Origin of the sequence: Spongiactinospora rosea, assembly GCF_003315795.1 — a bacterium.
Lineage (GTDB): Bacteria > Actinomycetota > Actinomycetes > Streptosporangiales > Streptosporangiaceae > Spongiactinospora > Spongiactinospora rosea.
This window is the reverse complement of sequence record NZ_QMEY01000002.1, coordinates 358,473-374,281: the sequence shown is the minus strand read 5'-3', so window position 1 is coordinate 374,281 and position 15,809 is coordinate 358,473. Positions and strand designations below refer to the sequence as shown.

Here is a 15,809-nt window from a genome sequence, read left to right as displayed (position 1 = left end):
GGCGCTGGAGCACGCCGGGATCGACCCGCACACCAGGCGCGGCACCGACACCGGCGTGTTCGCCGGGGTCATGTACCACGACTACGGCGACAACAGCACGGCGGGCAGCGTGGTCTCCGGCCGGGTCGCCTACACCTTCGGCTTCGAGGGCCCGGCCGTGTCGCTGGACACCGCGTGTTCGTCCTCGCTGGTGGCGCTGCACCTGGCGGTGCAGTCGCTGCGCCAGAGGGAGTGTTCGCTGGCGCTGGCGGGCGGCGTGACGGTGATGTACTCGCCGGTCATGTTCATCGAGTTCAGCAGGCAGCGGGCGCTGGCGGCGGACGGCCGGTGCAAGGCGTTCGCGGCGGCGGCCGACGGGGCCGGCTGGTCGGAGGGCGTCGGGCTGGTCGCGCTGGAACGCCTGTCCGACGCCCGCGCGAACGGGCACCGCGTACTCGCCGTGATCAAGGGCAGCGCCGTCAACCAGGACGGCGCGTCCAACGGCATGATGGCCCCCAACGGGCCTGCCCAGGAGCGCGTGATCCGCCAGGCGCTGGCCAACGCCCGGGTGCCCGCCGACCAGGTGGACGCCGTGGAGGCGCACGGCACCGGCACCAAGCTGGGCGACCCGATCGAGGCGCAGGCGCTGCTGGCCACGTACGGGCAGAACCGGGATCGGCCGCTCGCCATCGGCTCGATCAAGTCCAACATCGGGCACGCGCAGGCGGCGGGCGGCGTCGCCGGTGTGATCAAGATGGTCATGGCGATGCGGAACGGCATGCTGCCCCGCACCCTCCACGTGGACGCGCCGACCCCGCATGTGGACTGGTCGGCGGGCGCGGTCGAACTGCTCACCGAGGAACGCCCCTGGCAGCCGAACGGGCATCCGCGACGGGCCGGGATCTCGTCGTTCGGGGCCAGCGGCACCAACGCGCACATCATCCTGGAGGAGGCCCCGCGCGAGGAGCCGCCCGAGCCGTCGCGGCCCGCCCCCGCGCCGATCGTGCCGCTCGCCCTGTCGGCCCGGACCGAGGCCGCGGTACGCGCCCAGGCCGGACGCCTCGCCGCCCACCTGCGCGCTCACCCCGGCCTCGACCTCACCGACGTCGCCTACTCGCTGGCGACGACCCGGGCCCGCCTCGAACACCGCGCGGTCGTGGCGGGGCTCGACCGGGCCGAGCTGCTGGACGGGCTGTCCGCCCTCGCGGACGGCCACGGCGACGTCGGCCTCGCGCCGCCCGCGCAGCCCAAGCCGGTGTTCGTCTTCCCGGGCCAGGGTTCGCAGTGGGTGGGCATGTGCCTGGAGCTGCTGGAATCCTCGCCCGCGTTCGCCGAGGCCATGGAGGCGTGTGCGGACGCACTCGCTGAGTGGGTGGACTGGCGGCTGCCGGACGTCCTGCGCAGCGCGCCGATGCTGGAACGGGTGGACGTGGTCCAGCCCGTGCTGTGGGCCGTGATGGTGTCGCTGGCCGAGCACTGGCGGGCCCACGGAGTACGTCCCGCCGCCGTCGTGGGGCACTCGCAGGGCGAGATCGCCGCGGCCTGCGTCGCCGGGGCGTTGAGCCTGCGCGACGGGGCCCGGGTGGTGGCGCTGCGCAGCAAGCTGATCGGCGAGACGCTGGCCGGGCTGGGCGGCGGCATGATGTCGGTGGCGCTGGGTGAGGCGGACGTGGCCGGGCTGCTGCGCACGACCGGCCTGCCCGGCCTGTCGGTGGCGGCGGTGAACGGCGCGGCCTCGGTCGTGGTGTCCGGCGACGGGCTGGAGCTGGAAAAGCTGGCCGCCGTACTCGCCGAACGCGACATACGGCACAAGCGCCTCCCGGTGGACTACGCCTCCCACTCCGCGCACGTCGAGACCCTGCGCGACCGGCTCCTCCAGGACCTGGCGCAGGTCGAGCCGCGTACCGCCGACATCCCGTTCTACTCCACCGTGACCGGCGGCCCGCTGGACACGGCCCGGCTCGACGCCGAGTACTGGTACACCAACCTGCGGGAGACGGTCCGCTTCGCGCCCGTCATCGAGACGCTGCTGGAACGCGGCATGCGGGCGTTCGTGGAGTCCAGCCCGCACCCGGTGCTCACCGTCGGCATCACCGAGACCGCCGAGGCGGCCGGGGTGGACGCCCTGGTGGTCGGCACGCTGCGCAGGGACGAGGGCGGGCCGCGGCGGTTCCTCGCCTCGCTGGGCGAGGCGTGGGCGGGCGGGCTGCCCGTGGACTGGGCGGCGGCGACCGGGCCGGGCCGCCGGGTGGAGCTGCCGACGTACGCGTTCCAGCGCGAACGCTACTGGCTGGAACCCACCGCCGAGGCCGGTGACATGTCCGCCGCCGGGCTCACCGCCGCCGATCACCCGCTGCTCGGCGCGGTGCTCACGCTGCCGAGTTCGGTGGTGCTGACCGGGCGGCTTTCGGTCGGGACGCAGCCCTGGCTGGCCGACCACGCCCTGCTCGACCAGGTGATTTTGCCCGGCACGGGGTTCGTGGAGCTGGCCGTCCGCGCCGGGGACGAGGTGGGTTGCGGCGTCGTGGAGGAACTGGCGCTGCACGCGCCGCTGGCGATCCCGGCGGACGGCGGGGTCGCCGTCCAGGTGATCGTGGAGGCGGCCGACGAGGCCGGACGTCGCTCGCTGACCGTACGCGGCCCGGGTGACACTCTGCACGCCTCCGGCGTTCTCGCACCTGGCGGCGGTACCGGGGCCCGCTGGCCGGCCTGGCCGCCCCCGGACGCCGAACCGATCGACCTGACCGGCTTCTACGACGACCTGGCCGACCGAGGCTACGGCTACGGGCCGGTCTTCCAGGGCGTACGGGCCGCGTGGCGCGCTCCGGAGGGCGTGTTCGCCGAGGTCGCCCTGCCCGAGGGCACGCCCGTGGCGGGCGGGCTGCACCCCGCGTTGCTGGACGCGGTGCTGCACGCCGCCGCGCTGCTGGACGGCGGCGAGCGGCAGGAGGACGGGCCGCTGATCCCGTTCGTGTGGAACGGGGTGACGCTGCACGCGGCGGGGGCGTCGAGCGTCCGGGCGAGGATCGTGGCCGCGCCGGACGCGCCGGACGTGCTGTCCATCGACCTCGTGGACACGACCGGCGAGCCGGTGGCCACGATCGACTCGCTGACCATGCGGGCGGTCTCCGCACGGCAACTCGGCGCGGCCCAGGCCGGTGGCGGGCAGTCGCTGTACCGGATCGACTGGGTCGGCGCGGGTCCGGCTTCGGAGGAGCCGGAGGCGGAGGTGTTGCAGTGTCCGGCCGGTGACGGGCCCGAGGGGGTACGGGCAGCCGTTCAGGAAGTGCTCTCCACGCTTCAGGAGTGGGTGAGCGAAGAGCGGTCCGCCGAATCGCGGCTGCTGATCGTGACCCGTGGCGCGGTGGCGGTTGCTGACACCGAAGCCGTGACCGATCTGGCGGGGGCGGCGGTGTGGGGGCTGGTGCGATCGGCGCAGGCGGAGTACCCGGGCCGGTTCGTGCTGGTGGACACCGACGGGCCCGTACTGCTCGCGGGCGACGAGCCACAGCTCGCCGTCCGTGACGGTCGGGTGCTGATCCCGCGCCTGACCCGGGCGGAGACCACCGAATCCGCCGAGCTGCGGGGCCCGGTGCTGATCACCGGCGGCACGGGCGGTTTGGGTGCGCTGGTCGCCCGGCACCTGGTCACCACCCACGGGATACGGGACGTGGTGCTGGTCAGCCGTCGTGGCCTGGACGCCCCCGGCGCGGCGGAATTGCGTGATGAGCTGGGCGCGGAAGTCGTGGCGTGCGATGTGACCGACCGCCAAGCGGTAGCCGAGCTTTTGGCGGGCCGCACGTTCGGGACGGTGGTGCACGCGGCGGGGATCGGCTCCAACGCCGTCCTGGCCGAGTTGACCCCCGAACAGGTGGAACAGGTGCTGCGGCCGAAGGTGGACGCCGCCTGGCACCTGAACGACCTGCTGCCCAGGGAAACGACGCTGGTGTTGTTCTCCTCGATCGCTTCCCTTGTGGACAACCCCGGTCAGGCGAACTACGCGGCCGGGAACGCCTTCCTGGACGGCCTGGCCCAGCAAGCGCGCGCCCAAGGACGTCCTGCGGTGTCCCTGGCCTGGGGCCTGTGGGGCGGCGACCACGGTCTCGGTAGTCAGCTCGGCGAAACCGAAGTCCAGCGGATCCGCCGCTGGGGCATGGTCCCCTTCGAGGCAGAAGAGGCCCTGACCTTGCTCGACACCGCGCTAGGGGCCGGCGTGCCCGCGTTGGTGCCGGTCCGGTATGACCTGACGGCGCTGCGTGCCCGCGCCGACACCCTGCCCCACCTGCTGCGCGGCCTCGTCCCCGCCGCCCGCAGAAGCGCCGCCGGAGGGCAGCAGCTCTCCGCCGAGACCCTGGCCCGCATCCCCGAGGCCGACCGCGACGCCGCCGTACTCGACCTCGTGCGCGCTCACGTCGCCACCGTGCTCGGCCACCGCTCCGCCGACGTCATCGACGTGGACCGCAACTTCCTGGAGCTGGGCTTCGACTCCCTCGGCGCGGTGGAGCTGCGCAACCGGCTCGGCACCGCCATCGGCATGCGCCTGCCCACCATGCTGATCTTCGACCACCCAACCGCTCGCCAGGTCGCCGGGCAACTGCACGCCCGGCTGGCCGCGCAGACCACGGACGCGCCCACCGACGGACCCGACACGGTGAGCGCCCTGTTCCGCGCCGCCGTGGGCGCGGGCAAGGGCGCGGAGGGCCTGGCGTTCCTGCGGGCCGCCGGGGCGCTGCGCCCGACGTTCGGTACGCCGGGCGAACTGCCGCCCACCGTACGGCTCGCCGAAGGCCCGGCGCGGCCCCGGCTGTTCACCGTGGGCTCGCACATCGCCGCGGGCAGCAGCCACCAGTTCGCCCGGATGGCCGCGGGGCTGCGCGGCGTCCGCGACGTGTACTCGCTGCCGATGCCCGGCTTCGCCACCGAGGAGAAGCTGCCCGCCTCGGCCGATGTCCTGCTGGCGAGCTACGCCGAAGCGGTCGTGGAGTACTCCGAGGGCGAGCCCGCCGTGCTGGTCGGCTACTCCGCCGGCGGCATCTTCGCCCACGCCACCGCCCGCCTGCTGGAGGAACGCGGCCACGCCCCGGCCGGGCTCGTGCTGCTGGACACGTACTCGCCGGACAGTTCGGCCATGGGCGCGCTGTGGGCGTCCCTGCTCCAGGGGCTGCTGGACCGGGAGGAGATGTTCGGCCCGTTCAACAGCGCCCGGCTGGCCGGGATGGGCTGGTACTCCGGCCTGCTGGAGACCTGCGAGGTGCGCCCGATCGGCGTGCCCACGCTGTTCGTACGGCCCGAAGCGTGGATCGCCCCCGGCGGCGCCCAGGACGACACCTGGCGGGCGAGCTGGGACGACGCCCACACCACCGTCGAACTGCCCTGCGACCACTTCTCGATCATCGAAGACCAAGCCCACGAGACCGTCACGGTCATCGAAAACTGGCTCACGACGCTGTTGGGAGAGGCGAATGCCCGTCGAATCCGGTGACGCCGCGCTCAGGAGGCAGCTTGACAGCCTGCCCGCGGCCGAGCGCCGCCGTTTCCTCCTCGACCTGATCATCGGGCATGCCGCCGCCGTGCTGCGCGACATCGCCCCGGACGCCCGGGTGGCGGCCGACCGGCCGTTCAAGGAGGCCGGCTTCGACTCTCTCGCGGCCGTCGATCTGCACGCCCGCCTGGTGGAGGCCACCGGGCTGGACCTGCCCGTCACCCTGGCCTACGACCACCCGACGCCCGCCGCCGCGGTGGCGTTCATCGAGAGCGAGGTGCTGGGGCTGGCCGCGCCCGCCGCCGTACGGGTGAACGGCGCGGCCCACGACGGCGAGCCCATCGCGGTCGTCGGCATCGGCTGCCGGTTCCCCGGCGACATCGCCTCGGCCGACGACCTGTGGCGGCTCGTCGTCGAGGAGCGCGAGGTCCTTTCGGACTTCCCCGCCGACCGCGGCTGGAACCTGGACGACCTGTTCGACACGGACCCGGACGCCACCGGCAAGAGCTACGTCCGCCAGGGCGGTTTCCTGAAAAGCGCGACCGAGTTCGACGCGGGGCTGTTCGGGATCAGCCCGCGCGAGGCCACGGCCATGGACCCGCAGCAGCGGCACGTCCTCGAAGTCGCGTGGGAGGCGCTGGAACGCGCGGGCATCGACCCGACCTCGCTGCGCGGCGAGCCCGCGGGCGTGTTCGTCGGGGCCGAGGTCCACGAGTACGGGGTCCGCGTCCATGACGCCCCGGACGGCCTCGACGGCTACCTGATGACCGGCAACGCCCCCAGCGTGATCTCCGGCCGGGTCGCGTACGTGCTCGGCCTGGAAGGCCCGGCCATCACGGTGGACACCGCCTGCTCGGGGGCCATCGTGTCAATGCACCTGGCCTGCCACTCGCTGCGCCAGGGCGAAAGCTCGCTGGCGCTGGTCGGCGGCGTGGCCATCATGGGCAGCCCCGGCATGTTCACCGCCTTCAGCAGGCAGCGCGGGCTGGCCCCGGACGGCCGCTGCAAGCCGTTCGCCGCCGCCGCCGACGGCACCGGCTTCGCCGAGGGCGTCGGCATCCTCGTACTCGAACGCCTCTCCGACGCCCGCCGCAACGGCCACCCGGTGCTCGCCGTCGTCCGTGGCACCTCGATCAACCAGGACGGCGCGTCCAACGGGCTGACCGCGCCGAACGGCCCTTCGCAGCGCCGCTTGGTACGCCAGGCGCTGGCCGACGCGGGCCTCGCCCCGGCGGATGTGGACGTCGTGGAGGCCCACGGCACCGGCACCCGGCTCGGCGACCCCATCGAGGCCCAGGCCCTGATCGCCACCTATGGGCAGGACCGGGACGAGCCGCTGCTGCTCGGGTCGATCAAGTCGAACCTGGGCCACACCCAGGCGGCGGGCGGTGTCGCCAGCGTCATCAAGATGGTGATGGCGATGCGGCACGGCATGCTCCCGGCCACCTTGCATGTGGACGAGCCGACTCCGCATGTGGACTGGTCGGCGGGCGCGGTTGAGCTGCTCACCGAGGCCCGCGAGTGGCCGGAGGTGGACCGGCCGCGCCGGGCGGGGGTGTCGTCGTTCGGGATCAGCGGGACGAACGCGCACGTCATCCTGGAACAGGCCCCGGAAGAGGAACCTGCCGAGTCGCAGCCGTCCGGTGTGCTGCCGTTGATCGTTTCGGCGCGGACCGAAGCCGGGTTGCGTGAGCAGGCCGAGCGGCTTGCCGGGCACCTGCGCGAGCATCCGGAGCTGGAACTGGCCGATGTGGCGGTTTCGCTGACCAACCGGGCCGCGCTGGAACGGCGTGCGGTGGTGGTCACAGGGGACCGTCAGATGATCGATGGCCTGGAGTTCGGCGCGGGGCCGGTGGCGGGGCGGACCGGTCTGTTGTTCTCCGGTCAGGGGTCCCAGCGGCTGGGGATGGGCCGGGAGCTCTATGCGGCTTTCCCGGTGTTCGCCGCCGTGGTGGACGAGGTGTGCGAGGTGGTCGACGGCTACCTTGACCGTCCGCTGCGTGAGGTGATGTGGGGATCGGACGCCGCCGCTCTGGAGCAGACGGCGTACGCCCAGTGCGGGCTGTTCGCCCTCCAGGTCGGGCTGTATCGGCTGGTCGAGTCGTGGGGCGTGGTGCCCGATGCGGTGATGGGGCACTCCATCGGTGAGCTGGCCGCCGCCCATGTGGCCGGGGTGTTCTCCCTGGAGGACGGGGCCGCGCTGGTGGCCGCGCGGGGCACGCTGATGCAGGCCCTCCCGGCAGGCGGGGCGATGCTGGCCGTCGCCGCCGGTGAAGCTCAGGTCATCGAGGCGGCGGCGGGACTCGATCTGTCGATCGCCGCCGTGAACGGGCCTTCGGCCGTGGTGGTGTCCGGCGCTCGGGACGTTCTGGAGGAGTTCGCCGCCGGGGTCGAGTGGCGGTGCCGGTGGCTGCGGGTTTCGCACGCGTTCCACTCGGGGCTGATGGACCCGATGCTGGAGCGGTTCGAGCTTGAGGCCCGCGCGGTCCGGTTCGAGCGTCCGCGCATCCCGCTGGTGTCGAACGTGTCCGGTACCTGGGCGGGGGAGGAGGTGTGCTCGCCGGAGTACTGGGTCCGGCATGTGCGTCAGGCGGTGCGGTTCGGTGACGGCGTGGCCGCGCTGGCGGCGGACGGGGTGACCCGGTTCGTGGAGATCGGCCCCGACGGCGTGCTCACCGGCCTGGCCGAGAACGCCCTGGATGGCGACGGGCGGGTGTTCGTCCCGCTGCTGCGCAAGGACCGCCCCCAGGTCGAGGCGCTGTGGTCGGGCCTGGGCCGCGCCTGGGCCTCCGGCCTGACCGTGGACTGGAAGACCGCGCTCGCCGGGCGGGGCCGTCAGGTGGACCTGCCCACGTACGCCTTCCAGCGCGAACGCTACTGGCTGAGCCCGATCACCGGCACCGGTGACGTGACCGCGCTCGGCGTGCAGAAGGCCGGGCACCCGCTGCTCGGCGCGCTGGTCGCGATGCCCGAGTCGGACGGCCTGGTGCTGACCGGCCGCCTGTCGGCCGGTGACCGGCCATGGCTCGCTGACCACGCCGTACTCGGCCAGATCATGCTCCCCGGCACCGCGTTGGTCGAACTCGCCCTGCACGCCGCCGACCAGGTCGGCTGCCAGGGCGTCGAGGAACTGACCCTCGAAAACCCGCTTGTCCTGCCCGCCCAGGGCGGCCGTACCGTCCGGGTGGTCGTCGCGGCGGCGGAGGAGCCGGGGCGGCACGAGATGGCCGTGTACTCCCGCGCCGCCGACGACGACCCGTGGACCCGCCACGCGTCCGGCCTGCTCGGCACGAACCCGCCCGCGGAGTCCGCCGACCTGACCGCGTGGCCGCCGCCCGCCGCCGAGCCGATCGACGTCTCCGGCCTGTACGAGGCGCTGGCAGCGCGCGGCTACGGATACGGCCCGGTCTTCCGTAGCCTGCGCGCGGCCTGGCTGCGCGGCGGCGAACTCTTCGCTGAGGTGGCCCTGCCCGAGGGGACCGAGGTGGCCGGGTACGGCCTGCACCCGGCCCTGCTCGACGCCGCGCTGCACGCCACCGACCACCTCCAGCCCGGCGGCGACGAGACCGTGTTGCCGTTCGCCTGGACCGGGCTGACCTTGCACGCCACCGACGCCACCACCCTGCGGGTTCGGGTGACGGCCGCCCCGGAGGCCGCCGACGCGCTGACCCTGACCCTCGCCGACGCCGCCGGCTCGCCCGTGGCCTCGGTCCGGTCCCTGACCATGCGCCCGGTGTCCACCGAAACCGGTACCGACGTCCGGCTCTACCGCCACGAGTGGGTCCCGGCCACCTCCCTCCCCGAGACGCCGGGGTCCGAGGTGACGGTGTTCGAGCCACCGGTCACCAGTGACGTCCTGGCAGGCGCGCACGGCGGGGTGGCGAGCACGCTGGACTTGCTGCGGGACTGGCTGGCCGCCGAACGTCCGGCGGGCTCCCGCCTGGCGATCGTGACCAGAAACGCCGCCGCCGTGCGGCCGGGCGAGGACGTCCACGACCTCGCGGGCGCGGCGGTCCGTGGGCTGGTCCGGGCGGCGCAGGACGAGCACCCGGGCCGGTTCGTGCTGGTGGACACCGACGGGCCCGTCCTGCTCGCCGGCGACGAGCCGGAGGTCGCGGTCCGCGACGGCGCGGTGTTCGTCCCCCGCCTGACCCGGGTCCGGCCGGCCGGGGAACCGCCGAGGCCGTCCGGGACGGTACTGATCACGGGTGGCACCGGCGGCCTGGGCGCGCTGGTCGCCCGCCACCTGGTGACCGAGCGCGGCGTGCGCAGCCTGCTGCTGGTCAGCAGGCGCGGTGCGGCCGCGCCGGGCGCGGCCGAGTTGCGCGATGACCTGATGGAGCTGGGCGCGGACGTCGAGATCGCCACCTGCGACATCGCCGACCGCGACGCGGTGGCCGGACTCCTGCACGGACGTGAGGTGGGCGCGGTGGTCCACGCGGCCGGGGTCCTGGACGACGGTGTGATCGAGTCCCTGACGCCCGCCAAGCTCGCCACGGTCCTGCGTCCCAAGGTGGACGGGGCCTGGCACCTGCACGAACTGCTGCCCGATGTGTCGGCGTTCGTGCTGTTCTCCTCCGTGGCGGGCATCATGGACGGCGCCGGCCAGGCCAACTACGCCGCCGCCAACGCCTTCCTTGACGCCCTCGCCCTGCGTCGCCGGGCGAACGGGCAGGCCGGGCAGTCGCTCGCCTGGGGCCTGTGGGGCGGCGGCGCGGGCATGGGCGGCCTGCTCGCCGAGGCCGACGTGGCGCGGATGCGCCGGTCCGGGGTGCTCGAACTGCCCGTCGCGGACGGGCTCGCCCTGTTCGACGCGGCGCTCGCCGCACCGGAGGAGACCTCGCTGGTACCGGTCCGCCTCGACCTCGCCACGCTGCGCGGACGCGGCGGCGAGCTGCCCGCCGTACTGCGCGACCTGGTCCGGGTCCCGGCGGCCCGGCGTACCGCCCGCAGCGCCGACCCGGCCGCCGGGCCGCCCGCCCTGGACCGGCTCGCCGCGCTCTCCGACGCCGAACTCGTGGACCTGGTACGCGGCCACGCCGCCACCGCCCTCGGCCACAGCGGCCCGGAACGGGTGGACCCCGAACACGCCTTCAGCGAGATCGGCTTCGACTCGCTCACCGCCGTGGACTTCCGCAACAAGCTCAACGCCGCCACCGGCCTGCGGCTGTCCGCCACACTGGTCTTCGACTACCCGACCCCGCGCGCCCTGGCCGCCCACATCAGGGCCAAGGCCGTGGGCGCCGCGCCCGCCGCCCCGGCCCCCGTCGCGGTGGCCACGGACGACGACCCGATCGCGATCATCGCGATGAGCTGCCGGTACCCCGGCGGTGTGCGCAGCCCCGAAGACCTCTGGCGGCTGGTTTCCGACCAGGTGGACGCGATCTCCGGCTTCCCCGCCGATCGGGGCTGGGACCTCGACGGGCAGGGCGGCTTCCTGCACGACGCGGCCGACTTCGACGCGGGCCTGTTCGGCATGGGCCCCAGGGAGGCCCTGGGCACCGACCCGCAGCAACGGCTGCTGCTGGAGGCGACCTGGGAGGCGTTCGAGCGGGCCGGGATCGATGCGCACGGGCTGCGCGGCAGCCGGACCGGCGTGTTCGCCGGGGTGATGTACCACGACTGGGCCAGCCGCCTTCGCGAGGTGCCCGACGAACTCGCCAACTACCTCGGCAACGGCAGCCTGGCCAGCGTGGTGTCGGGGCGGGTTTCGTACACGTTCGGGCTGGAGGGTCCGGCGGTGTCGGTGGACACGGCCTGTTCGTCCTCGCTGGTGGCGCTGCACCTGGCGGCGCAGTCGCTGCGGCAGGGGGAGTGCTCGCTGGCGCTGGCCGGTGGGGTGACGGTGATGGCCACGCCTGATTCGTTCGTGGAGTTCGCCCGCCAGGGCGGGCTCGCCTCGGACGGGCGGTCGAAGTCCTTCGCGGGTACGGCGGACGGGGTGAGCTGGTCCGAGGGCGTGGGCGTGCTCGTACTTGAGCGGCTGTCGGACGCCCGGCGCAACGGGCACGAGGTACTGGCGGTGCTGCGTGGCTCGGCGGTGAACCAGGACGGGGCCTCGAATGGCCTGACCGCGCCGAACGGGCCTTCGCAGGAACGGGTGATCCGGCAGGCGCTGGCCAATGCCCGCCTGGATACCTCTGAGGTCGATGTGGTCGAAGCGCATGGGACCGGGACGACCTTGGGCGACCCGATCGAGGCGCAGGCGTTGCTTGCCACGTATGGGCAGGGGCGGTCTGTGCCTCTGCATCTGGGGTCGATCAAGTCGAACATCGGGCACACGCAGGCCGCTGCCGGTGTGGCGGGTGTGATCAAGATGGTTTTGGCGATGCGGCACGGGATGCTTCCCGCCACTTTGCATGTAGATGAGCCGACTCCCCATGTGGACTGGTCGGCGGGCGCGGTGGAGCTGCTGACCGAGCCTCGCGAATGGCCTGACGTGGACCGGCCTCGTCGGGCGGCGGTGTCGTCGTTCGGGATCAGCGGGACGAACGCGCACGTCATCATCGAGCAGGTCCCGGAAGCGGAGGTCGTCGAGTCGCAGCCGTCCGGTGTGGTTCCGCTGATCGTGTCGGCGCGGAGTGAGGCGGGGCTGCGCGAGCAGGCCGTACGCCTGGCCGAGCACCTGCGTGCCCGTCCCGAGCTGGAGATCGCCGACGTGGCGGTTTCGCTGACGGCGCGGGCGGCGTTGGAACGGCGTGCGGTGGTGGTCGCCGGGGACCGTCAGGCGTTGATCGACGGCCTGGACGGGCTGGTCCCGGGTGCCGAGCCGGTGGGCGGCCGGACCGGGATGCTGTTCTCGGGTCAGGGGTCCCAGCGTCTGGGGATGGGCCGGGAGCTGTACGAGACCTTCCCTGTGTTCGCGGCTGTGGTGGACGAGGTCTGCGGGGTGGTCGATCAGGTTTTGGGTCGGCCGCTGTGCGAGGTGATGTGGGGCACCGATGCTTCGGCTCTGGAGCAGACCGCCTATGCCCAGTGCGGGCTGTTCGCCCTGCAAGTCGGCCTGTATCGGCTCGTGGAGTCCTGGGGCGTGGTCCCGGATGCGGTGATGGGTCACTCCATCGGTGAGCTGGCCGCCGCGCACATCGCCGGTGTGTTCTCGCTTCAGGACGCGGCGGCGCTGGTCGCGGCCCGGGGCCGGTTGATGCAGGCCCTCCCCGAAGGCGGGGCGATGCTCGCGGTCGCCGCCGCCGAAGCCGATGTCGCTCAGGCGATAGGCGGACTCGATCTGTCGATCGCGGCGGTGAACGGCCCTTCGGCCGTGGTGGTCTCCGGGGATCGCCAGGTCTTGGAGGAGTTCGTCGCCGGGGTGGAGTGGCGGTGCCGCTGGCTGCGGGTTTCGCACGCGTTCCATTCGGCGCTGATGGACCCGATGCTGGAGGCTTTCGCTCAGGCCGCGGCCCGGGTGACGTACGCGAGCCCGCGCATCCCGCTGATCTCGAACGTGTCCGGGACGTGGGCGGGCCAGGAGGTGTGCTCGCCGGAGTACTGGGTCGAGCATGTCCGCCGCACGGTCCGGTTCGACGATGGCGTGGCCGCGATGGCGGCCGATGGTGTGACCCGCTTCGTGGAGATCGGCCCCGATGGCGTGCTCTCCGCCATGAACGAGGACCGGCTGTCCGTCCCGCTGCTGCGCAAGGACCGCCCCGAGATCGAAGCCCTCTGGTCCGGCCTTGGCCGGGCCTGGGCCACGGGCCTGACCGTGGACTGGAAGCAGGCGCTCGCGGGCCGGGGCCGCCGGGTGGATCTCCCGACCTACGCCTTCCAGCGCGAGCGCTACTGGCTGAACACCGGCGGCGGTACCGGTGACCCCGCCTCCCTCGGACAGACCCCGGCCGAACACCCCCTGCTCGGTGCCGTGATCACCCTGCCCGGCACCGGCGGCGTGGTCCTGACCGGCCGTCTGTCGGTACAAGATCAGCCCTGGCTGGCCGACCACACCGTACTCGGCCAGGTCATCCTCCCCGGCACCGGTTTCGTCGAACTCGCCCTCCAGGCCGCCGCCCAGCTCGACTACGACACCATCGAAGAACTGACCCTGCGCCTCCCCCTCGTCCTCCCCGAAACCCACGCCCGCGTGATTCAAGTGACGGTAGACGGCGAGCGCGGCGTCCAGGTGCACTCCCGCGCCGACGACGACACCACCTGGCTGCTGCACGCCTCCGGTACGCTGACCCGCTCCGCCCAGCCCTTCCCCGTGGACCTGACCACCTGGCCGCCGCCGGACGCCGCCCCCATCCCGGTGGCCGACGCCTACGCCCGGATGGCCGAACGCGGCTACGCCTACGGCCCGGTGTTCCAGGGCCTGCGGGCGGCCTGGCGGCGCGGCGAGGAGCTGTTCGCCGAGGTGGCGCTGCCGGAGGACGCGAGCGCCGGCCGCTACGGCGTTCACCCGGCGCTGCTGGACGCCGCGATGCACGTCGATCTCCTGGAGGACGGCCCGACCCTGCTCCCGTTCGTCTGGAACGGCGTCACTCTGCACGCCCCCGGCGCGGGCGCGCTGCGCGTGCGGCTGGGCCGCCTGGACGGCGATGAGCTGACGTCCATCCATGTGGCCGACTCGTCCGGTGCGCCGGTGGCGTCGGTGACCTCGCTGGTGTCGCGCGCTGTGTCGGCCGAACAGCTCGGCCCGGCGCACGGCGGCTCGCTGTACGGGATCGAGTGGCGTACCGTGCCGCTCCCGGCCCGACACGCGCACGACGTCGTCATCGCCAGGGCCCCGGAACACTCCGGCGACCTGCTGGACCGCACCCACGCCCAAGCCCGCGATACGCTCGCGCTGCTCCAGAACCGCCCGGCCGGTGAACGCAGCCTGGCGGTGGTGACCCGCCACGCGGTCGCCGTCCGCCCGGACGAGACGGTGGACGGCTTGGACCAGTCGCCGATCTGGGGGCTGGTGCGGGCGGCGCAGGCGGAGATGCCGGGCAGGTTCGTGCTGGTGGACACCGATGGCAGCGCGGCGTCGGAGCAGGCGCTGGTGGCGGCGGTCGCGGCGGGCGAGCCGGAACTGGCGCTGCGCGAGGGGCAGGCGTACGTACCCCGCCTGACCCGCATGCCCGACCCCGGCGCCACGCCACAGGGCGACCTGCCGTGGCCGGGCACGGTGCTGGTCACCGGCGGCACCGGCGGGCTGGGCGCGCTGGTGGCCCGGCACCTGGTGGCCGAACGCGGCGTACGTGACCTGCTGCTGGCCAGCCGCCGCGGCCTGGACGCCCCCGGAGCGGCCGGCCTGCGCGACGAACTCGAAGCCCTCGGCGCGAACGTCGAGATCGCGGCCTGCGACGCGGCCGACCGGGAGGCGCTGGCCGCGCTGCTGAAGGGCCGTGACCTGAGCGCGGTCGTCCATGTGGCGGGGGTCGCGGACAGCGGCGTGCTCGGCACGCTCGACGCGGCGGGCCTGGCATCAGCGCTGCGCCCCAAGGCCGACGCCGCCTGGCACCTGCACGAGCTGACCCGCCACCTGGACCTGCGGGCGTTCGTGCTGTTCTCCTCGGCGGGCGGCCTGGTACTGGCCGCGGGCCAGGCCACGTACGCCGCCGCCAACGTCTTCCTGGACGCCCTGGCCCAGCACCGCCGTGCCGCGGGGCTGCCCGCGCAGTCGCTGGCCTGGGGCATGTGGGAGGTGAGCACCGGCCTCGGCGGCGAGCTGACCGACGCCGACCTGCGCCGGATGCGGCGGCTCGGCCTGCCCGCGCTCCCGGCGCGCGACAGCCTGCGCCTCCTGGACGAGGCGCTGGACGCGGGCGCGGCGGTCGTCGTACCGGTCAAGCTGGACCAGGCGGCGCTGCGCGCCCGTACCGACGAGCTTCCGGCGCTGCTGCACGGGTTCGCCCGGGTCGCGCCGCGCCGGGCCGCCGAACCCGAGTCCGGCCCTGACCTGGGGGAGCGGCTGGCCGGTCTGACCGGCCCCGAGCGCGATCGGCTGCTGCTGGACCTGGTGCGCGGCCAGGCCGCCGCCGTACTCGGGCACGGCGGCCCCCAGGACATCGACCCGCTGCGCGGCTTCCTGGAGATGGGGTTCAACTCGCTGACCGCGGTCGAACTGCGCAACCAGCTCGTCGGCGCGACCGGGCTGAGCCTGCCCGCCACGCTGGTGTTCGACCGGCCCACCCCGTCGGCCATCGCCGCCTACCTCGGCGGCCGGTTCACCACGAGCGTGTCCGTGAGTCTCGACGAGGAGATCGACAAGCTGGAGTCCGCGCTGTCCGCGGCGGCCGGGGACGAACGGGCCAGGGCCGCCGCCCGGCTGCGCGCGCTGGCGTCTCAGTGGGGCGGCGACGATCTCGCGGACGCCACCGCCCAGGACTTGTTCGACATTCTCGACGAAGAACTCGGCACCTCGAATTAG

The 15,809-nt window shown here is 73.8% G+C and carries 2 protein-coding genes (1 of these 2 only partly in view); both read left to right on the top strand.

Going from position 1 to position 15,809, the window contains the following annotated elements:
- Positions 1-5,461, top strand: the 3' portion of a protein-coding gene (locus DP939_RS07120; protein WP_113979791.1) for a type I polyketide synthase. The gene continues 389 nt to the left of window position 1, outside the view; only the last 5,461 of its 5,850 coding nucleotides appear in the window; its start codon lies off the left edge, out of view; it ends in the stop codon at positions 5,459-5,461.
- Positions 5,442-15,809, top strand: a complete 10,368-nt coding sequence (locus DP939_RS47640; protein ID WP_225878087.1) for a type I polyketide synthase — start codon at positions 5,442-5,444, stop codon at positions 15,807-15,809. The genes DP939_RS07120 and DP939_RS47640 overlap by 20 nt, the downstream gene beginning before the upstream one ends.

Coding starts and splice junctions, on each gene's coding strand:
- DP939_RS47640 (WP_225878087.1), top strand. CDS start 5,442: ATGCCCGTCGAATCCGGTGACGCCGCGCTCAGGAGGCAGCTTGACAGC.